The 21,513-nt window shown below is 29.4% G+C and carries 16 protein-coding genes; 12 read left to right on the forward strand and 4 right to left on the reverse strand.

Features of this window, described 5'->3' with window-relative positions:
- The first annotated feature begins 77 nt into the window (after nucleotides 1–77).
- Nucleotides 78–5,102 (forward strand): translocation/assembly module TamB domain-containing protein, encoded by a 5,025-nt coding sequence (locus SHK09_RS06230; RefSeq protein WP_319809921.1) that lies wholly within the window; start codon nucleotides 78–80, stop codon nucleotides 5,100–5,102.
- Between the two features lie 123 nt (nucleotides 5,103–5,225).
- Entirely contained in the window at nucleotides 5,226–7,397 is a 2,172-nt protein-coding gene (locus SHK09_RS06235; protein WP_319809922.1) for a BamA/TamA family outer membrane protein, read from the forward strand.
- A gap of 7 nt (nucleotides 7,398–7,404) precedes the next feature.
- Here the strand turns inward: SHK09_RS06235 and SHK09_RS06240 are convergent, their stop codons facing one another.
- Complete coding sequence (locus SHK09_RS06240) at nucleotides 7,405–8,091, reverse strand: Crp/Fnr family transcriptional regulator (protein ID WP_319809923.1); 687 nt, start codon at nucleotides 8,089–8,091, stop codon at nucleotides 7,405–7,407.
- 101 nt (nucleotides 8,092–8,192) lie between these two features.
- Here SHK09_RS06240 and SHK09_RS06245 point away from each other — a divergent pair, with 101 nt between their 5' ends.
- The 10 genes from SHK09_RS06245 (at nucleotide 8,193) to SHK09_RS06290 (ending at nucleotide 19,257) form a co-directional block, all read left to right on the forward strand.
- Nucleotides 8,193–10,568 (forward strand): heavy metal translocating P-type ATPase, encoded by a 2,376-nt coding sequence (locus SHK09_RS06245; protein WP_319809924.1) that lies wholly within the window; start codon nucleotides 8,193–8,195, stop codon nucleotides 10,566–10,568.
- A 2-nt stretch (nucleotides 10,569–10,570) separates the two neighbouring features.
- Entirely contained in the window at nucleotides 10,571–11,941 is a 1,371-nt protein-coding gene (gene hemN / locus SHK09_RS06250; RefSeq protein ID WP_319809925.1) for an oxygen-independent coproporphyrinogen III oxidase, read from the forward strand.
- Between the two features lie 83 nt (nucleotides 11,942–12,024).
- Nucleotides 12,025–12,201 carry a cbb3-type cytochrome oxidase assembly protein CcoS gene (ccoS, locus tag SHK09_RS06255; RefSeq protein WP_319809926.1) on the forward strand — a complete coding sequence of 59 codons (177 nt, stop codon included), beginning with the start codon at nucleotides 12,025–12,027 and terminating at the stop codon, nucleotides 12,199–12,201.
- A 10-nt stretch (nucleotides 12,202–12,211) separates the two neighbouring features.
- Nucleotides 12,212–14,407, forward strand: a complete 2,196-nt coding sequence (gene ccoN, locus SHK09_RS06260; protein WP_319809927.1) for a cytochrome-c oxidase, cbb3-type subunit I — start codon at nucleotides 12,212–12,214, stop codon at nucleotides 14,405–14,407.
- A gap of 5 nt (nucleotides 14,408–14,412) precedes the next feature.
- A complete protein-coding gene (locus tag SHK09_RS06265) occupies nucleotides 14,413–14,577 on the forward strand; it encodes a CcoQ/FixQ family Cbb3-type cytochrome c oxidase assembly chaperone (protein WP_319809928.1) in 165 nt (54 codons plus the stop codon).
- A 14-nt stretch (nucleotides 14,578–14,591) separates the two neighbouring features.
- Nucleotides 14,592–15,446: a cbb3-type cytochrome c oxidase N-terminal domain-containing protein gene (locus SHK09_RS06270; protein WP_319809929.1), complete on the forward strand. Its 855-nt coding sequence runs from the start codon at nucleotides 14,592–14,594 to the stop codon at nucleotides 15,444–15,446.
- A 41-nt stretch (nucleotides 15,447–15,487) separates the two neighbouring features.
- Entirely contained in the window at nucleotides 15,488–16,909 is a 1,422-nt protein-coding gene (gene ccoG, locus SHK09_RS06275; protein ID WP_319809930.1) for a cytochrome c oxidase accessory protein CcoG, read from the forward strand.
- A gap of 87 nt (nucleotides 16,910–16,996) precedes the next feature.
- A complete protein-coding gene (locus tag SHK09_RS06280) occupies nucleotides 16,997–17,443 on the forward strand; it encodes a FixH family protein (protein WP_319809931.1) in 447 nt (148 codons plus the stop codon).
- Complete coding sequence (locus tag SHK09_RS06285) at nucleotides 17,443–18,141, forward strand: sulfite exporter TauE/SafE family protein (protein ID WP_319809932.1); 699 nt, start codon at nucleotides 17,443–17,445, stop codon at nucleotides 18,139–18,141. Before SHK09_RS06280 ends, SHK09_RS06285 begins: the two co-directional genes overlap by 1 nt.
- 132 nt (nucleotides 18,142–18,273) lie before the next feature.
- Nucleotides 18,274–19,257, forward strand: a complete 984-nt coding sequence (locus tag SHK09_RS06290; RefSeq protein WP_319809933.1) for a type IX secretion system membrane protein PorP/SprF — start codon at nucleotides 18,274–18,276, stop codon at nucleotides 19,255–19,257.
- On the opposite strand, the gene murI is transcribed toward SHK09_RS06290, so the two are convergent.
- The 3 genes from murI to SHK09_RS06305 form a co-directional block, all read right to left on the reverse strand.
- On the reverse strand, nucleotides 19,254–20,054 hold the full coding sequence (murI, locus tag SHK09_RS06295; RefSeq protein WP_319809934.1) for a glutamate racemase: 801 nt from the start codon (nucleotides 20,052–20,054) through the stop codon (nucleotides 19,254–19,256). The two genes, SHK09_RS06290 and murI, sit on opposite strands and share 4 nt — an antisense overlap.
- A 68-nt stretch (nucleotides 20,055–20,122) precedes the next feature.
- Nucleotides 20,123–20,653: an OmpH family outer membrane protein gene (locus tag SHK09_RS06300; RefSeq protein WP_319809935.1), complete on the reverse strand. Its 531-nt coding sequence runs from the start codon at nucleotides 20,651–20,653 to the stop codon at nucleotides 20,123–20,125.
- 13 nt (nucleotides 20,654–20,666) lie between these two features.
- Nucleotides 20,667–21,458 (reverse strand): OmpH family outer membrane protein, encoded by a 792-nt coding sequence (locus SHK09_RS06305; RefSeq protein ID WP_319809936.1) that lies wholly within the window; start codon nucleotides 21,456–21,458, stop codon nucleotides 20,667–20,669.
- Between the last annotated feature and the right edge of the window lie 55 nt (nucleotides 21,459–21,513).

Here is a 21,513-nt window from a genome sequence, read left to right on the forward strand (position 1 = left end):
AGCGCTAAACTATTAATTATTAAAGGTGTTATTTAAACAAATACTAATGTATTTTTGTATTTGTATTAAAATTAGATATGTCTACTAAAAAAGTTATAAATAAAAAGTATCGTTTTTTAAGAAGAATGCTACGCGTACTTTTGGGTTTCTTCTTTCTTTTATTACTTCTTGTTTTATTTATAAGAAGTTCTTGGGGGCAAAGTATAATAGTAGATAAAGCTGTTAATTACGTCTCTAATAAAACCAACACCAAAGTTACTGTAGAAAAACTATTTATAACCTTTAATGGAGCTTTGCAATTAGATGGACTTTATTTAGAAGACAAAAAAGGCGATACGTTAATTTACTCTAAATCTTTAGAGGCAAATGTGCCACTTTGGGGAATGATTTCTGGTAAATCTATTGGAGTAGATTATTTAGAGTGGGATGGTTTGCGAGCAAACATAATAAGAAAAGATACTGTTGCTGGTTATAATTTTCAGTTTTTAGTGGATGCATTTGCTACCGAAAACACTACTTCTGTTGTTAAAGATACAACAGCAAAACCTTTAGATATTATTTTAGGGAAACTGAATTTAAAAAATATTAATGTAGATTTTAAAGACACAGTTCTAGGTATTGATAGCAAATTTAAAATTGGTTCTCTTACTACAGAAATGGAATCTTTAGATATTGAAAAGATGATTTTTAATGTGAGTGATATTTCTCTATCTAATTCTAAAATAAAATTTACACAGCGTCCAATTACTACAGAATTACCTGCTACAGATACTGTCTTGCCAATTTTATCAGCAGAATCAATCAGTATAAAAAACACAAAATTACTTTACAATTCTACAATAGATAATACCCTTGCAGATCTAGATATAGGTGAATTCTATACGGAAATTCCTAAGTTAGATTTAACTAATAAACAATTCAAGTTAAATACATTTCAACTTAAAGGTACTACCATTTTAGTTGAAATGAAAACAGCGAATAAGAATAAAAAAAATATAGTAAAAAAGAATACATCAACTACTTTAAGTTGGCCAAATATTGCACTAGAAATAGAGGATGTTTCTTTAGAAGATAATTCAATTAATTATATTGTAGATAATTCGAAACATATAAAAAATAAATTTAATGCAAATGCGATTTCTTTAAATAACGTTAATTTAAAAGCTTCAGATATTTTTCTAAAAGACAAAAAAGGAAGTATCGAATTAGAAACATTTAACTTTAAAGAAAGATCTGGTCTTAACTTAAAAACATTCGCTTTTATTGCAAATATTACAGATAAGAAACTAGAAATATCAGATTTAAATATAGCAATCAATAAAAACAAAATTAAAGGATTTGCTAAAGTAGATTATAAATCGCTTTCTCAGTTAATAGCATCGCCAGAAAAAACCAATATTCAATTAAATATACCTTCTTTTAATCTTTGGTTAGATGAGATTTTTAGGTTTCAACCAAGTTTAAAACAAAATGAATATCTAAGAAAATTAACTGCTAAAGAGTTTAAAGGAACCTTAAATATAAAAGGTACTTTGTCTAATGTAGAGATTTCTAAAACGAAAGTAAATTGGGGTAAAGCAACCACTATTTCTTTAAACGGAAGTATAAAAAATGCAACTAAAACAGATTTATTAGTATTAAATTTTCCTTCTTTTGGTTTAAAAACAAATCGCTCTGATCTTATAAAAATAATAGATGAGAAGGAATTAAAGATTAAGTTGCCAGAAGATATTTTAATTTCAGGAAATATAAATGGTAGCTTAAAAAATATTGTTACAGATGCTAAAATAAATACAAGTCAGGGTTTTGCAACAATTAAAGGAACCTTAAAAAATGATGCTGTTTTAAATTATAACCTTGCTGTAAATATAGATAAGTATAAAGTTGGTGAGTTGTTAAAGAATTCTAAGTTTGGCGATTTGAGTCTTACTTTAAATTCAGAAGGAAGTGGAGAAAATATTAATAATATAGACGCAACGTTAAAAGCAAATGTATCTAAATTTCAGTTAGGTGGGTATACTATTTCTGGGTTAAAACTAGAAGGAGATTTTAAAGACGGACAGGGAAATATTATTTCAAAATATAAAGATGAAAATCTAAACGTAGATTTAAACGCATTTGTAAAGTTAGATTCTATAACATCGGAAGCAAATTTAAAACTGAATGTAATTGGAGCCGATTTACAAGCATTAGGTATTGTAAAACGAAATGTAAAAACAGGAATGGAAGTTGCCCTTGATTTTAAAGGAAACTCGAATAGTTATAACATTTCTACAGATGTTAAAAACGGAGTTGTAGTTTACGATAATAGAACTTATTTGGTAGGTGAAATTAACGCCAAGGCATATGTAGATAAAGATACAACTGCTGTTTCTGTGAAAAATAAAATGGTAGCACTAAATTTAGAATCTAATACAGATCCACAAACATTTAGTAAGGCACTTCAGCGTCATGTTTTAAGTTATTTTTATAAAGATGAGGTAGTTTTAGATTCGATAGTAAACCCAGTTAATTTGCAATTAGAAGCCAAAATTGCTCAAACTTCATTAATAAAAGATGTCTTCTTAGTCAATGTAAAAGATATAGACACTATTAATGTTGCTGTAGATTTTAAGGAAAATAAAAGAATTTTAAAGGCAAATATAACTGCGCCTCATATTAACTATAGTGGTAACGAATTAGATAGTTTGTCTTTTTCTATGAATACAGATAAAGACAACTTTAATTTTAATTTAGGTTTTAGAAATATAACTGCGGGTCCTATAAATGTACCTAAAACTATAATTACCGGTAACCAAGCAAATAACGAATTATCACTTAATTTCTTAGGCTTTTATAAAGGAGAGAAATTAATGAATGTAAATACGAAGATTACAGGAAATAGAGAGAAACTAAGGTTTGCTGTAAGTAAAGATAGTTTGATTCTAAATGGAGGTAAATGGACAATTCCAGAAGATAATGCGGTTGTTTTATCTGATAATAATTTAGCCTTTTCTAATTTTAAAATAAGTAAAGACGAGCAATCTATAGAAATTACAGACCAATTAAAAAATATAGCAAAAAGTCATATTGCGTTGGTTTATAATAATTTTCAAATAAACGAAGTTTTTAATTATCTAAACCCAGAAAGTGAGATTACAAAAGGACTTTTAAATGGAAATTTTATTTTAGAAGAACCTTTTACAAATACAGGTATTATTGCAGATGTTAGTATTAAAGATTTCGAAGTTTTAAAAACTAATTTAGGAAAACTAACCATCGACGCAAAATCTTTAGGAAGTAACAAGTATGATTTTAACGCCCAGTTAAAAGAAGGCGATGTTAATTTAGATTTAAAAGGAGATTATTTTGTAGATAATAATGATGCAAACTTGAATTTAAATTTAATAATCAATCAATTTAAAATGCACGCTTTAAATACGCTTTCTCTAGGAGAAGTTAAAGAAACTAGTGGTAGTTTTTCTGGAGATTTTAAAGTTACTGGTACAACGTCTGAACCAAAGTATAAAGGTTCTTTAATATTTAAAGAAGCCGCTTTTAATGTAACAAAATTAAATACTATTTTCACTTTAAAAAATGAAATACTTAACGTAGATAATACGGGTTTTTCTATGGAAAACTTCACTGTATTAGACGCAAAGAATAATACATTAGTGCTTTCTGGTAAGATTAAAACAAAGAGTTTTATAAACCCTAAATTCGATTTAAAACTAAAAGCTAATAATTTTAGAATTTTAAACGCAACAAAAAAAGACAATGAAACCTTATTTGGGAAAGTAACTTTTAATGCAAATGCAACCTTAACAGGAGATTTACAGATACCTAAATTAAATGCTAAATTTACGTTAGGAAAAGATACAGATGTAACTTACGTAATGCCTTCTACATATGCAAGTGTAGAGGAAAGAGATGAGGTTGTAGCGTTTGTAAATAGAAAAAACCCAAATGCTATTTTAACGCAAACAGAAGAAAAAGCTGTAATTATTAGTGGTTTCGATATTACATCACAATTAAAAGTAAATAAAGAAGCAAATGTTACTATTATTATAGATGAAAGTACAGGAGATAATTTTAAAGTTTCTGGTGAAGGAGATTTTGTTTTTACCATGATTCCTAATGGAAGAATTTCTTTAACTGGAGTTTATGAAATTTCTAACGGTCATTATGAGTTAACACTTTACAACCTTGTAAATAGAAAGTTTTTATTAGCTCCTGGAGGAAGAATTTCTTGGTCTGGAGATCCATTTGATGCAAAGTTAGATGTAAGTGCAATTTATAAGTTAGAAACTTCTGCATCGCCATTAATGGCTTCTCAAGTTTCAGACGAAGACGCATCGGTAAAAAACAAATACAAACAAGTGTTGCCTTTTCAGGTTTATTTAAATATTGATGGAGAATTATTACAGCCAAAAATCTCTTTCGATTTAGACATGGCAGAAGAAGATCAAGGTGCAATTGGTGGTCAAGTCTACGGAAGAGTGCAACAAGTAAAACAACAAGAAACAGAATTAAATAAACAAGTTTTTTCTCTTTTGGTTTTAAATAGATTCTATCCAGATACAGGTAGTGATGGTAGTTTGGGTGGTTTTGCATCTATTGCAAGAAATAATTTAAATGATGCTGTTTCTGGACAATTAAATGCCTTTTCAGATAAAATTTTAGGTAGTTCTGGTATAAAATTAGACTTTGGTATAAATAGTTTTACAGATTACCAAGGCGATGCACCAACAGATAGAACACAGTTAGATATTGCAGCGCAGAAAAAACTTTTTAATGAGAGGTTAGTTGTAAGAGTTGGTAGCGAAGTAGACATACAAGGTAGCAGTACAAGTGGAGAGGAAACACCTTTAATTGGTAATGTTAGTTTAGAATATAAGATAACAGAAGATGGTAGATATCGTTTAAAAGGTTTTAGAAAAAGTGAATTTGAAAACGTTATCGATGGGCAAACAATTGTTAGTGGAATAGGGTTGATTTTTACACAAGAATTTAACGAGTTTCACGAACTTTGGAATGCGCTTTTACGTTCTCAGAAAAATAAAGAAAAAGAAGGAGCTAAAACTAAAGAGACTGTTAAAGATTTAAAAAAGAAAACAAATTAAATTTTGAATAAAAAGATAAAACATATATTCGTTTCGGTTATTTTTTGTGCGTTTTTATACTCTTGTAGTATACAAAAATACATACCAGAAAATGAACTTTTGTACACTGGTGCAAAAATTGAAATGAAAACAGATTCTGTTGTAAAAAATGTAAGTAAATTAAAAGAAGATTTACAAACTGTTCTAAGACCTAAACCTAATTCTAAATTTTTAGGAAGCTATGTAGGTTTGTATTACTACTATAAGAATCAAAAAGAAAACCCTAATTTTATAAACAAGTGGTTATACAAGAAGTTTGGAGAAAAACCAGTCTATAAATCGAATGTAAAAGAAGTTGAGGTAAAAGAAATTTTAAGAAATAGGTTAGAGAATTATGGTTTTTTCTATAGTAGCGCTAGTTCTTCTTTTAAAGAAAAAAATAAAAAAGCATCTGTAATATATAGCGTAAAAGTACCTGCACCTTATAAAATAGGTAATTATCAAATAGATAGTATGGCTTTACCTATTTATACCGAAATAAAAGAACTTACAAAAGAATCTCCTTTTCCTAAGAATATGCGTTTCGATTTGGCAAATTTAAAGCTAGAGCGCCAGAGGTTAGATTTAGAATTAAAAAAGAAAGGATATTATAATTTTAATCCTAGTTTTTTAATTTTTGAAGCAGATACCAATCAATATAAAAATAAAAAGTTCGATTTATTTTTAAAGTTAAAAGCAAAAGTACCAAAAGAAGCAACGGTGCCTTATAAAATTAAGAAAATAAATATTTATCCTAATTTCGATCTAAAAGATTCTTTAAAAATAAAAGAAAGTAGATATAAAAATAAAAGTTATTACCAAGATTCAATTTTCTTTAAACCAGAATATTTAGATGCTTTTATTACAATTAAAGAAGGGGAAGTTTACAACCCTATTACTTCAAAAAATACAGCAAGACGCTTGTCTTCGATTGGTGCTTACAAGTATGTAAATATTCAATATAAAGAATTAGATTCTTTACAAACAGGCAGTTTGGGTGCATTAGAAGCAAATATCTTTTTATCTCCTTTAACAAAGCGTGCTGTTCGCGCAGAATTGCAAGCGGTTACAAAATCTAATAATTTTGCGGGTCCAGAATTAGCGTTAACTTATAGTAATAGAAATTTATTTAAAGGAGGAGAAACCATAAATGTAAGTGCAAATATTGGGTATGAAACACAAATTTCTAGTGGAGAAAATTCAGGATTAAGTAGTTTGGAATTAGGGTTAAAAACCGAGTTAATTTTTCCAAGAGTTATTGCGCCATTTTCTTTTAATGAAGATTTTTTCGAATATTCAATTCCAAAAACAAAAACAAGTTTAGGTGTAACGTATCTAAACAGAAGTAGTTTGTACACACTTTTATCTGGTAGCGCACTTTTTGGTTATGTTTGGAACGCTAATAAGTACATAACTTATGAGCTTAATCCTATTTCTGTAAATTATACAAGATTGTCTAATACAACAGAAGAATTTCAGCAAATATTAGAAGAAAATTCATTTTTAGAAAAAAGTTTTGAGCAACAATTTATTAGCGGACTTACTTTCTCATTTACTTACAACGAAATGTTAAACGCTAACAAAATGCATCAATTTTATGTAAACGCTACATTAGATGTTGCTGGTAATTCTATTAGTTTATTTGGTAAAGAAAGTACTGCAGGAGAACCAAAGAAGTTTTTGGGTTTACAATATGCACAGTATGCAAAAGCAGATTTCGATGCGAGATATCATTATAATTTTGGTAAAAAAAATGAACAAACAATTGCAACAAGATTGTTTGCTGGTTATGGCTATGCGTATGGTAATTCAGACGTTGTACCATTTGTAAAACAATATTATGCTGGTGGCCCTTATAGTGTTAGAGCATTTAATATTCGTTCTTTAGGCCCAGGAACGTATAATGATGATAGTTTAAGTAGCACAGATACTTCTAGTTCTTTTTTCGATAAAACAGGAAACATCCGTTTAGAAGCAAATATAGAATATCGTTTTCCTATTTATTCATTCTTTAAAGGTGCTGTTTTTGCAGATGCAGGAAATGTATGGAATTCAGTTGCGAACCCAGATTTTGGAGGAAAAGATACGTTTAGTTCTAATTTTATAAATGAATTAGGTATGGGAGCTGGTATAGGTTTACGAGTAGACGTACAAGGTTTTGTAATTCGTTTCGATTTGGCGGCTCCTTTTCATGATCCTTCTTTAGAAGAAGATAAAAGATGGGACTTTAAAGTTAATGAACCTGTTTTTAACTTTGCTATAGGATATTCGTTTTAAGAAATATTTAAAAACCGTGTACAATCTTTTCTAATCCAGCTTCATCAAGAATTTTAATTTCTTTCCCTTTAAAGTCGATAATTTTATTCTTTTTAAATTCTGATAATAATCTAATTGCAGATTCTGTAGCAGTACCAATAATATTTGCAATGTCTTCTCTAGAAAGTTGTACCGCGATGTTACCATTACTGTCTGTTTTAAATTCAGATTGTAAATATAAAAGCGTTTCTGCTAAACGTTGTTTTACGGTTTTTTGAGCCATATCAACAATTAAATTATCTGCACTTTTTAAAGAATTAGCCATGTCTTTTAAAACACTCATGGTAAATGCATTGTTTTTTTCTAAATCTCTAATAATTTCTTCTTTAGGTATAAAGCAAATTTCCATGTCGTTTAAGGCAACAGCTTTTAAGTTAGAAACTTCATCTGAAACCAAGCTTCTTTCTCCAATTAAATTCCCTTTTTGTACAAGACTAATAATTTGGTTTCTGCCATTTTCACTCATTTTAGAAACTTTACAAACACCATCTTTAATACAAAAGACACCGTTTAAATGTTCTCCTTCTTCAAAAAGAATTTCCCCTTTTTTTATAGTTTTAGCAGTTTTACAAGCAGACATTCTTAACAATTCTTCTTTAGAAAGATGTTTTAGAGAATTAAATTTTCGAACAATACATTGTTCACATTTTCCCATATTAAAAAAGATTTATTTATTCAAAGGTATCGAAAAGCTGACATATATCATATTTTAAATCAAACTCTTATTAGAAATTTGCACTAGGCAAAAGAGTAAATATGAAATCTACACAATGTTATCACTGTGGCGATTCTTGTGAAGACAGTTTAATTAAATTTGATGAAAAACATTTCTGTTGTAATGGTTGTAAGACTGTTTATGAGATTTTTTCTGAGAATGATTTAACTTGTTATTACAATTTTCAAGACAATCCAGGGGCAATACCAACTGAAATTCAAGGGAAATATGATTTCTTGGATAATAAAGATATTGCAGAAAAATTATTAGATTTTTCTGATGGTAATACCCAAATAGCAACTTTATACATACCACACATTCATTGTAGTTCTTGTATTTGGGTGCTAGAAAATTTGCACAAATTAAACCCTAAAATAACTGCTTCTCAAGTAGATTTTCCGAAGAAAAAAGTAAGAGTTACTTATAATTCAGATGAAACTTCTTTAAAAGAGATTGTGTTATTGTTAAGTTCTATTGGTTATGAACCTTACATTAGTTTAGAAGATTACGAAGCCGGAAAAAAAGCAGTAGATAGAAGTTTAACGTATAAGTTAGGTATTGCAGGTTTTGCGTTTGGTAACGTAATGTTTCTATCGTTTCCAGAGTATTTTGAAGTAGATGGTTTTTGGATAGAGAAGTACAAGAATATCTTTAGATGGTTAATGTTTTTCTTCTCTTTACCTGTTGTTTTTTACGCTGCTAAAGATTATTTTATATCTGCTTTTAAAGGTTTACGTTCTAATATTTTAAATATTGATGTTCCTATAGCATTGGGAATTTCTGTATTGTTTATTAGAAGTTCTGTAGAAATTATTTTCGATTTTGGTACAGGTTTCTTCGATAGTTTAACAGGCTTGGTTTTCTTTCTTTTATTAGGAAAGTTTTTTCAACAGAAAACCTATAATTTCTTGTCTTTTGAGAGAGATTACAAGTCTTACTTTCCTATTGCGGTTACCAGAATTTCTAAGGATGATAAAGAAGAAAATGTGCAAATTTATGATATTGAGAAAGGCGATAGATTATTAATTAGAAACCAAGAGCTAATACCTGTAGACGGAATTTTAATCAACGGAAATGCAGAAATAGATTACAGTTTTGTTACAGGTGAAGCTGTACCTGTTGCTAAAAAATCTGGAGATAAACTGTTTGCAGGAGGAAAACAACTTTCTGGAATTTTAGAAATGGAAGTTTTAGCATCTGTCTCACAAAGTTATTTAACACAATTATGGAGCAATGATGTTTTTCAAAAAGATAATAAATCGCACTTTAAAACCATAACAGATACTATTAGTAAAAACTTTACAATTGCTGTTTTAGCAATTGCAATTATAGCTACAGTTTTTTGGTTATTTATAGATGTAAATAAGGCTTTAAATGTGTTTACAGCAGTTTTAATTATTGCTTGCCCTTGTGCAATTGCATTAGCAGCACCATTTACCTTAGGTAATATGTTGCGCATTTTTGGTAAACAGAAATTTTATTTAAAAAATGCCACAGTTGTAGAGCAATTGGCAGCAATAGATACTATAATTTTCGATAAAACTGGTACCTTAACTACACACAAAGAAAATACTATTTCTTACGACGGAGATGAATTAAATGAAGAGGAAAAAAGTATATTAAAAAGTGCCTTAAGAGCATCGAACCACCCGTTAAGCAGAACCCTTTACAATACGTTTAAAGAATCTAAAATTATAACTATTGTAGATTATAAAGAAATTGTAGGTAAAGGAATTGAAGTTACTTATAAAGGAACAAGTTTAAAGTTGGGCTCTGCATCTTTTGTTAGAAATAATGAAGAATCTGCTACTTTAGATACAGCTGTATATATTAGTTTTAATAATTTTTATAAAGGGAAGTTTACTTTTAAAAATTCGTATAGAAAAGGTGTAAAAACGTTGTTTAATTCTTTAAAAAACAATTTTAATTTATCTGTAGTTTCTGGTGATAATGAAGGTGAAAAAATATTTTTACAAGAAAACTTACCTAAAGGAACAAACTTGTTATTTAATCAAAAACCAGAAAATAAATTAGAGGTTGTTGCAACGCTTCAAAAAGAACATAAAAAAGTTGCCATGATTGGCGATGGTTTAAATGATGCAGGCGCCTTAGCACAAAGTGATGTTGGTATTGCTTTGTCAGAAAATATAAATGTGTTTTCCCCTGCTTGTGATGGGATTTTAGATGCATCTAAATTTAATAAAATAGGAACATATATAGCAGCTTCAAAAAAAGCAATTCAAATTATTAAATACAGTTTTATGCTGTCTTTATGTTACAATTTAGTAGGGTTGTATTTTGCAGTTACAGGGCAATTAATGCCTGTTGTTGCAGCGATTTTAATGCCTTTAAGTTCTATAAGTATTGTAGTTTTTACTACAGTTTCCACTAATTTATTAGGAAGAAAAATTAACTAATTATGAAAAATTCTTTAGTACAAAAATACAATATTCCAGGACCAAGATATACCAGTTATCCAACAGTGCCTTATTGGAATAAAGCAGGAATTGACAAGCAAGATTGGATTCAATCTTTTCAAATGTCTTTTAAAGAAAGTAATTCATTAGAAGGAATTAGTATATACATTCACTTGCCTTTTTGTGAGAGTTTGTGTACGTTTTGTGCGTGTCATAAACACATTACAAAGCGTCATGAAGTAGAAGAAGAATATATAGAAACTGTTTTAAAAGAATGGAAACTATATGTTGCCTTGGTAGATGAAATTCCGGTTGTTAAAGAATTACATTTAGGTGGCGGAACACCTACTTTTTTCTCAAAAGAAAACTTAAAATATTTAATGGATGGTATTTTTAAAATCGCAAAAAAGCATCTAAATGCTGAGTTTAGTTTCGAAGGACACCCAAGCAATACAACCAAAGCACAATTACAAACCTTGTTTAACGAAGGTTTTACACGAGTTAGTTTTGGTGTGCAAGATTATAATGAAAAAGTACAAAAAGCAATTCATAGAATTCAACCTTTTTCTGAAGTAGCGCAAGTTACAAAATGGTCTAGAGAAATTGGCTATACCTCTGTAAGTCACGATTTAATTTTTGGGTTACCCTTTCAAACCAAAGAAAACGTAATTCATACCATTAATAAAACCAAAGAATTACAACCAGACAGAATTTCATTTTACAGTTACGCACATGTTCCTTGGGTAAAAGGAGTAGGACAAAGGGGTTTTAATGATGATGATTTACCAAAGAATGATGAAAAAAGAGAACTCTATGAAATAGGGAAAGAACTTTTTGCAGAATTGGGATATGTAGAAATTGGTATGGATCATTTTGCATTAAAGACAGATAGTTTGTTTACAGCAACTATTAACAAAACATTACATAGAAATTTTATGGGGTATACAGCCAATAAAACGCAATTAATGATTGGTTTAGGCATGTCTGCAATTTCCGATTCTTGGTATGCATTTGCACAAAATGTAAAGACGGTAAAAGAATATCAGAAAATAGTAAATGAAGGCGAAATTCCAATTTTTAGAGGACACCTTTTATCCGAAGAAGATAGAATAATAAGAAAACATATTTTAAACATTATGTGTCATTTTTCTACTTCGTGGGAAGAAAAATCGATGGAAATTAAAAATATAGAACTGCATTTAGAATTATTAAAAGAAATGGAGCAAGATGGTTTGGTTGTAATAGATAGAGAATCGAAATTCTTATCTGTACCAGAAAAGGCAAGACCATATGTACGTAATATTTGTATGGCTTTTGATGTTCATTTATTAGAGAGCAAACCAAAAACACAACTATTTTCTATGACTATTTAACAAATATTTAGGAAATATGACAAATGTCATATTTTAAGAAAACGAACATTATTAATTTTGATGTATCAATTATCAGGCAAGATATGAGCGTAATATATTTACTACTTACACTAAGTATTCTAGTGGCATTAATCTTTTTTATAGCCTTTATTTATTCAGTTAAAAAAGGGCAATTTGACGATTCTTATACGCCATCTGTTCGTATGCTGTTTGATGATGAACTAATTATCGAGAAACAAGAAAAATCAACTTTAGACTAAATTTTATATTATGGAAATGCAACAATTTTATTACGATAATAAGATCGTAAAAAAATTCATCTACGCAACATTGCTCTGGGGAATTGTAGGATTCTCTGTAGGTTTGCTACTAGCGCTTATGTTTTTATTCCCAAATATTACAGACGGAATATCTTGGTTAAGTTTTGGTCGTTTAAGACCTTTACATACCAATGCTGTAATTTTTGCTTTTGTAGGAAATGCAATTTTTGCAGGAGTTTATTATTCGCTTCAAAGGTTATTAAAAGCGAGAATGGCAAGTAACTTTTTAAGTAACTTTAACTTTTGGGGTTGGCAAGCAATTATTGTTGCAGCTGCTATAACGCTTCCCTTAGGATACTCGAGCTCTAAAGAATATGCAGAATTAGAATGGCCAATAGATATTGCAATTGCACTTGTTTGGGTTGCTTTTGGTGCCAATATGATTTGGACGATTCTTCAAAGAAGACAACGCCATTTATATGTAGCAATTTGGTTTTACCTAGCAACATTTGTAACTGTAGCAGTACTTCATATATTTAATAGTTTAGCTTTACCAGTTGGTTTTTTAAAGTCTTACTCTGTATATGCAGGTGTACAAGATGCTTTGGTACAATGGTGGTATGGGCATAATGCCGTGGCGTTTTTCTTAACAACACCATTTTTAGGATTAATGTATTATTTTGTTCCTAAGGCAGCAAATAGACCTGTGTATTCTTACAGGTTATCTATTGTACACTTTTGGTCTTTAATATTTATTTATATCTGGGCAGGACCTCACCATTTATTATATACGTCTTTACCAGAATGGGCTCAGAATTTAGGAGTCGCATTTTCTATAATGTTATTGGCACCTTCTTGGGGTGGTATGATAAACGGATTATTAACCTTAAGAGGAGCTTGGGATAAAGTTAGAACAGATCCTGTTTTAAAGTTTATGGTAGTTGCAATTACAGGTTATGGTATGGCAACTTTTGAAGGACCAATGTTATCTCTTAAAAATGTAAATGCAATTGCGCATTTTAGTGATTGGATTATTGCGCATGTACATGTTGGTGCATTAGCTTGGAATGGTTTCTTCACTTTTGGTATGTTGTATTGGTTAATACCAAGAATGTTTAAAACAAAACTACACTCTATTGCTTTGGCAAACTTTCACTTCTGGATTGGTACTTTAGGTATTATTATGTACACATTACCAATGTATGTAGCAGGTTTTGTACAAGCTTCTATGTGGAAACAATTTAACCCAGATGGTACATTAACATACGGTAACTTTTTAGAAACTGTAAACGAAATTATACCAATGTATTGGATGCGTGCTATTGGTGGTAGTATGTTTATTATTGGTGCATTTGTAATGCTATATAACGTTGTAAGAACTGTTAGATCTGGTGTTGGTGTTACAGATGAACTTGCAGAAGCTGCAGCATTAACAAAAGTTTCTAAATACAGAACTAAAGGAGAAGGTTGGCATACTTGGTTAGAAAGAAAGCCTATTAAATTAACAATTTTTGCAACTATTGCAATTTTAATAGGAGGTGTAATTCAGATTGTACCAACATTATTAGTAAAATCTAACATACCAACAATTAGTAGTGTAAAACCTTATACGCCTTTAGAATTAGAAGGAAGAGATATTTACATTAGAGAAGGTTGTGTGGGTTGTCACTCTCAAATGGTTAGACCTTTTAGAAGTGAAGTAGAACGTTATGGTGAGTATTCTAAAGCAGGTGAGTTTGTTTACGATCATCCGTTTTTATGGGGAAGCAAGCGTACAGGGCCAGATTTACATAGAATTGGACAAAAGTATAACGATAGTTGGCACTTAAATCATATGTATGATCCACAAAGTACATCACCAGGTTCTATTATGCCATCTTATAAATGGTTAGTTAGAGATGAATTAGATAAGTCTAATACGGCAACCAAAATGGAGGCGATGATTACGTTAGGTGTTCCTTATACAAAAGATGAGGTTACAAACGCACAACAGCATATGCTATCTCAAGGAATTAAAATTGAAGAAAATCTATATGCAGATCCAGATTTTGCAAAAAGTTATGAAGCAGATAAGAAGTATGCGAAAGAAAATGGAGAAGCTTTTATAGAGATGAGAAACAGAGAAATTGTAGCAGTTATAGCTTATATACAGCGTTTAGGAACAGATATAAAAGTAAAGGAAGAACAACAAACCTCTAAAAAATAGAAACCATGTTAAGATTTGTAAAAAATTATATGGAAAGTATTACGGGAATCGAAATTTATCCATTGATATCTCTACTTATATTTTTTACTTTTTTTGTAGCCTTATTCATATGGGTTTATACAGCAAAGAAAGAATATATAGATACAGTAAGTAATTTACCGTTAGACTAATAAAAAAAATAAAAATGAAAAGATCATTTCAATCTACAGTATATGTAATCTTTGTAATTGTTACGTTTATAGCACTTGCAAAAGCGTTTATGGTGTACGAAAACCCATTTAGTGTTTATGAAAATCCGTTAGTTTGGTTGGCTTTAATAGGTTTTATTTTGGTTGTTGTTTTAAAGGAATTGGTAAATACTTTAGCAATTAAAAAAGCAACAGAATTACAAAATGAAAAGGATGGTATTATTCCAGAACCTAGTAATGCTTGGATTCAGAAATTATTAAAATCTTGGACGAACGCAAAAGCAGTTGAAGAAGAGCAAGAAATAGTTTTAGATCATAATTACGACGGAATTAGAGAATTAGACAATTCGCTTCCACCTTGGTGGGTATATATGTTTTATGCATCTATTGTTTTTGCTATTGTGTATTTAGTGAGGTTCGAAGTTTTAGATGGCGATAGTCAAATTGTAGAATATGACAAAGCAGTTGCAGAAGCAAAAGCAGAGTTAAATAAATACAGATCTACAGCAACAGATTTAATTACAGCAGATAATGTTTCACTTTTAACAGATGCAAAAGATTTGGGTAGAGGTAAAGCAATTTTTAACCTAAACTGTGCTTCTTGTCATTTAGGTGATGGAGGAGGATCTATTGGACCTAATTTAACAGATGAATATTGGCTTTTAGGAGGCGGAATTAAAAATGTTTTTACAACTATTTCTAATGGAGGTAGAGATGGTAAAGGAATGATTGCTTGGAATAAAACATTAAAAACGGAAGACATTGCTAAGGTAGCAAGTTACGTAGTATCATTGCAAGGCACTACACCAGCACAAAGTAAAGCGCCGCAAGGAGAAAAGTGGGAAGAGTAAGTTATTGAAAAAGAAAAAGTTAATTTTAATAGTTAGTTAGAATGGAGACACCCGAGAACGAACAATTTAGAGATAGTATTGCAACTGTAGATAAAGAAGGAAAGCGTTCTTGGGTATTTCCTAAAAAACCTAGCGGTATGTTTTATAAATACAGAACATACGTAAGTTATTTTTTATTAGCCTTTTTGTTATCTGCACCCTTTATAAAAATTAATGGAAATCAGTTTTTACTTTTTAATATTTTAGAACGTAAGTTTAATATTTTCGGATTTCCTTTTTGGCCACAAGATTTTCATTTACTTGTGGTTTCTATGATTGTTGGTGTTGTTTTTGTAATCTTATTTACAGTTGTTTTTGGTCGTATTTTCTGCGGATGGATTTGTCCGCAAACCATTTTTTTAGAAATGGTATTTAGAAAAATAGAATATTTAATAGATGGAGATAGAGGAAAACAAATTCGCCTAGAAAAACAACCTTGGAACGCGGAAAAAATTAGAAAGAGACTCTTAAAGTGGTTTATTTTCTTTGTAATTTCTTTTATAATTGCAAATGTGTTTTTAGCTTATTTAATTGGTGGAGATACATTAATAAGTTACATAACAGGTAACCCTTTAGATAATACAAGTACTTTAATTTCATTAACTATTTTTACATGTGTATTCTATTTTATATTTGCTTGGTTTAGAGAACAGGTGTGTATAATTGCTTGTCCTTATGGTAGATTACAAGGCGTTTTATTAGATAATAAAACTATAAATGTTGCTTATGATTATAAGCGAGGAGAAAGAGAAGAAGGCAGGTCTAAATTTAAAAAAGAGGAAAATAGAGCAGCGCTAGGAAAAGGAGATTGTATCGACTGTAAACAATGTGTAGTTGTTTGTCCTACAGGTATAGATATTAGAAATGGTACGCAATTAGAGTGTGTAAATTGCACTGCTTGTATAGATGAATGCGATCATATAATGGAAAGCGTTGGTTATCCTAAAGGCTTAATTAGATATGCAAGTGAAGATAATATTGATAAGAAAAAACCTTTTGAGTTTACAGCAAGGATAAAAGGATATTCTGCCGTTTTATTTATATTAACAGGTGTTTTAGTAGGAATGTTATTTTTAAGAAATGATGTTGAAGCGAGGGTTTTAAGATTACCTGGGCAATTATATCAACATAAAGAAAATAACATTATTAGTAATGTCTACACCTATAAAGTTATAAATAAAACTACAAAAGATATAAATGATGTTAGTTATAAATTACTATCTCACAAAGGAGAAATAAAACTTGTTTCAAACCATCATTTTATGATTCCTAAACAAGGTTTAGCAGAAGGAACTTTATTTATTGAAATAAATGAAGCTGGTTTAAAAGGCGATAAAGATAAGATTGAAATTGGTGTTTATAGTAAAGATAAATTAATTGAAACAACAATAACTAATTTTTTAGGACCTAGAAGTTATAAGTAATTAGGGTATTATTAGAAGCAAGAATAACGAAGTAATCTCTTTATTAATAAGATTAATTAATTCGTACAATAGTTAAAATTAGAACAAATGAAATTTAATTGGGGAACAGGAATTGTTATTGCAATTGTAGCTTTTATGAGCTTTATATTATATTTTGTAATTACTATGAGTACAGATAAATCTTATAGTTACGATTTGGTTACAGAAAAATATTATCAAAAAGAGCTGGGTTTTCAAGATGAGATTAATGCAGAGAAAAATGCCTTAGAATTAAAAGAAAAAATTACTGTTCAAAGAACCGAAAAAGGTTTAAAAATATCCTTTCCTAGAGCGTTTTCTCCGGAAGAAATTAAAGGAAAAGTGTTCCTATACAGACCATCTAATAAACAATTAGATTTTGAAATACCTATTTCAACTTCTAATACATATTTGCTCGTGCCTGAGAAACGTTTATTAGATGGTCGTTGGAACATTAAAATTGCTTTCAAATATAAGAATAAAGCCTATTTAATTAATAAGGAAATTCAATATTAATGTTTTTATCAGCAATTATATTTGGTTTATTGGGTAGTTTCCACTGTGTAGGTATGTGTGGTCCAATAGCATTTATGTTGCCAATAGATAGACAAAATAAAACAAAAGGTTTTTTTCAAATTTTAAGTTATCATTTAGGTAGATTGTTTACTTATAGTTTAATAGGGCTATTGTTTGGTTTTTTAGGTAAAGGTTTTTATTTCTTCGGATTTCAGCAACAAATTTCTATAATTATAGGTTTTTTAATGATTCTTTTCATTTTATTTCCAAGAATTTTTAAAAAAATAAATTTCTCAAAAAATATAAGTGGTCTTATTTTTAAGGTGAAGAATGCCTTAGGGAAAGAATTAAAAAAGAAAAGAAACGATACTTTTTTTACTATTGGTTTTTTAAACGGATTTCTGCCTTGTGGCTTAGTGTATATGGCTGTTTTTGCTGCGTTAGCAACAACAAATGCATTTTCTGGTAGTTTATATATGTTTCTATTTGGTTTAGGTACAATTCCTTTAATGACATCTGTTGTATATCTAGGTAATTTTACAAAAGGTACTTTCAGAAAAAAAATACAAAAAGCAATTCCTATTGTTGTCGTTTTTATTGGTTTTTTATTTATTCTAAGGGGTCTTGGTTTGGGAATTCCTTATATTTCACCTGCACCTGTTTTAGACCTTGTTTCTAACAATACTGTATGTCATTAATATTTAATTTACTTATTCAATAAAGAAATTCTTATTTTTCTGCTATTTAAGTATGTTAAATCTTTCTTTGAAGAAGAATTCATAACAATAAATATAATATATTTGATTTCTTTATAAAAAAATCCAGCTTTAATGAAGTTAATTTACATTAGATTTTGTCTTTTAGGTATCGTTTTTTTTTCATTAAAAAACCAAGCACAAGAGACGTTACCAATATATACAGATTATTTATCAGACAATGTTTTCTTGGTACATCCTTCTGCAGCAGGAATAGGTAATTCTAGTAAATTAAGGTTTACAGCAAGACAACAATGGGTTGGTGTACCAAATGCACCTGCTTTACAAACGGTAAGTTTTCATACAAAATTTGGCGAAGATTCTAATGCTGGTTATGGGTTGGTATTATTTAATGATAAAAATGGTTTCCATTCACAACAAGGTTTACAGGGTGCTTACACTTATCATTTACCAATGAGTACAAGTAAAATGTTTAAACAATTATCTTTTGGTTTGGCTTTTTCATTTGTTCAGAATCAATCAGATCAAAGAACTTTTTCTGGAGACCCGTCTGTAGCAGCAATTGTAGAAAGTACAAGTTATTACAATGCAGATTTTAGTTTGGCATATCATAGAGGAGGTTTGTCTTCTTATTTTACTGTAAAAAACTTATTTCTTACAGCTAAAAATAACTTAAACGTTCAAGAACCTTTAGATTTAAGAAATTATATTTTCTCTGCAGGTTACTATTTCGGTAAAGACAAATATGTTCAATTAGAACCTTCTATTATGGTTCAATTTAGAGAAGGTACTGGAGAGAAAATAGCCGATTTTAATATAAAAGCATACAAGACATTTTCTAACACTCAATTTTGGGCTGCTTTGTCTTATCGAAGAAATTTTGATATAAATAGTTTAGACGATTCTTCTTATATTTCACCAGTAATTGGTGTTAATTATAAGAATTTTATGTTCTCATATACACATACTAAACAATTAAATGAAGTTCTATTTGCAGATAGCGGTTTTCATCAAATCTCTATTGGATTCAATTTATGGACAAGAGAACAAAGAGGTGCAGCGTGTCCTAATATTAATGCAAACTACGGAAGCTTCTAAAAATCACTTTCGTTTACTTCTATGTTTTTGTGGTTTATGTTATGAAGTAAATTTTCTAAAGTAGTTTTATCTTTATTAATGTATAATTTATGTTTTGGTTGATGTTTAGCATCAATGTTTAATAAATTAAGTTGCTTTAAAACTGCTTTTGTTTGTCTTGCTACAGCCTCACCAGAATCAATAATTTTAATTTTAGAACCCACAATACTTTTTATTTGTGGAATTAAATAAGGGTAATGGGTACAGCCTAAAACTAAAGAATCTATATTATCGGCTATCATAGGTTCTAAATATAAAGACAATAAAGAGGTCATTTCTTTAGAATTTAATTTCCCACCTTCTATAAGTTCTACAAGTCCTTTTCCTACGGTTTCCTTTATTTTAATATCTTTTCTAATAGTGTTAGATGTTTTTTCAAACAAAGTGCTATTAAGTGTCCCTTTTGTGGCTAGAATTCCTATAATATTTGTTTTGGTAATTAAAGCGGCTGGTTTTATAGCAGGTTCAATTCCTATAAATGGAATTTTATATTTCTTTCTTAAGTATGTAATGGTATTTGTAGTAGCAGTGTTACAGGCAACAACAATAATTTTACAGTTTTTTTTAAGTAAAAACTCTGTATTTTTTATAGAAAGAGCAATAATTTCTTCAGTAGATTTTTCTCCATAAGGTGCATTTTTACTATCAGAAAGGTATACTGTATCTTCATTAGGTAGAAGAGTTATTACCTCTTTCCAAATAGATGTACCACCAACACCAGAGTCAAAAAAACCAATAGGAGAATTATTCGATTTCATATTTGTAAAAATAAAAAAACCTACTTTAAAAAAAGTAGGTTTCTATAATTTATTCTAAGAAGTTAGAATTATCTTACTTGTTGCTGTACTGGTTTGTCTTTTAATAAACCTAATTTAGCTTTAGCAGCTGTATATAAATCTTCACCTTTTTTAACGATTAAAGATTTTGCATCAAATACATATAAGATTCCTTTTGAAGCTGCAATGTCTTGAATTGCTTTTTCAGCTTTCTTAACTATTGGCTCTAAATCTTGTGCTTGTCTTTTTTGCATTTCTTGGTAAGCAGCTTGTTGTGCTTGATCAAAACGTTGCTTATCAACTTGTACTTCTTGAGCTCTTTGTTTATTTGTAGTTTCAGTTTGTGTAGCTTGTTCTGCACTATATTTCTGAACTTTAGCTTCTAATTTTTTCTTTAAACCTTCAATTTCACTTTGGTAAGATTTACCTAATTTTTCAAGTGTAGTTCCTAATGCTCTAGTTTCTGGCATATTGTCTATTACTCTTTGGTAATCTATATGACCTATTTTTTGTGCATTTGCAAAACCACTTACCCCTAAAGTAAATACAGCAATTAATAGTAATGTTTTAAAATTTTTCATTCTTGTTTTTAATTTAATTATTATTTTCTTGTTTTTCTTGCTCTTTCTTTGCGTCTTCTTTTTTCTTTTTCAATGCTTCTTTCTTTTTTCTAAGCAAATCTCTTTTTTCGTCTCTCTTTTTTAATAAATTTTTTCTTCTTTCTGCAGCAGCTTCTATTTTAGCTTTTTTTTCTGATATACTTTTAGCAACAGAGGCTTCTTTTTTTGCAAGAGTCTCTTTTTGTGTATCAGTAAGCTCTCTAGGAGCATTTCTCTCTTTTCTTTTAGCAGTTTTTTCATCTACTAACCTTGTTCTATCTATAGTTCCTAAAACGAGGTCGCTAATATCGTATTTTTTATTTGAATATAGCATTACTAACTCACTAGATTTATCAAAAACAAAATCATATTTTTTTCTAGCAGAAATACTTTGTATTGCATTGTAAACTTGATCTTGAATAGGCTTTACTAATTGCTTTCTTAACAAGAACATATCTCCTTTAGGACCAAAGTATAAAGATTCTAATCTTCTTAATTCATCTTGTTTTAAAGAAATTTCTTCTTCTTTCTCCTCTATAAGATCTTTCGTAAGAATAGCCTTTTCATTTGCTAGATCTGTTTTTAATACTTCTATAAACCTAGCTTCTTTATCTAATTTTTGTCGCCACTTAACCACTTTTTCATCCAAAGTATTTTGAGCTTCTAAATATTCTGGAACATTTTCTAGAATGTATTCCATATCTATATAAGCAATAATTTGATTTCTTTGAGACCAAGAAATACTAACCGTAAATAAAAGAACTGTAAATAAAAATATTTTTTTCATTTGTTAAGTATTTAGAAAAAACCGTGCCAAAAAAACTTTTGACATTACAAATGCA

Origin of the sequence: Polaribacter sp. PL03, assembly GCF_033875165.1 — a bacterium.
GTDB lineage: Bacteria > Bacteroidota > Bacteroidia > Flavobacteriales > Flavobacteriaceae > Polaribacter.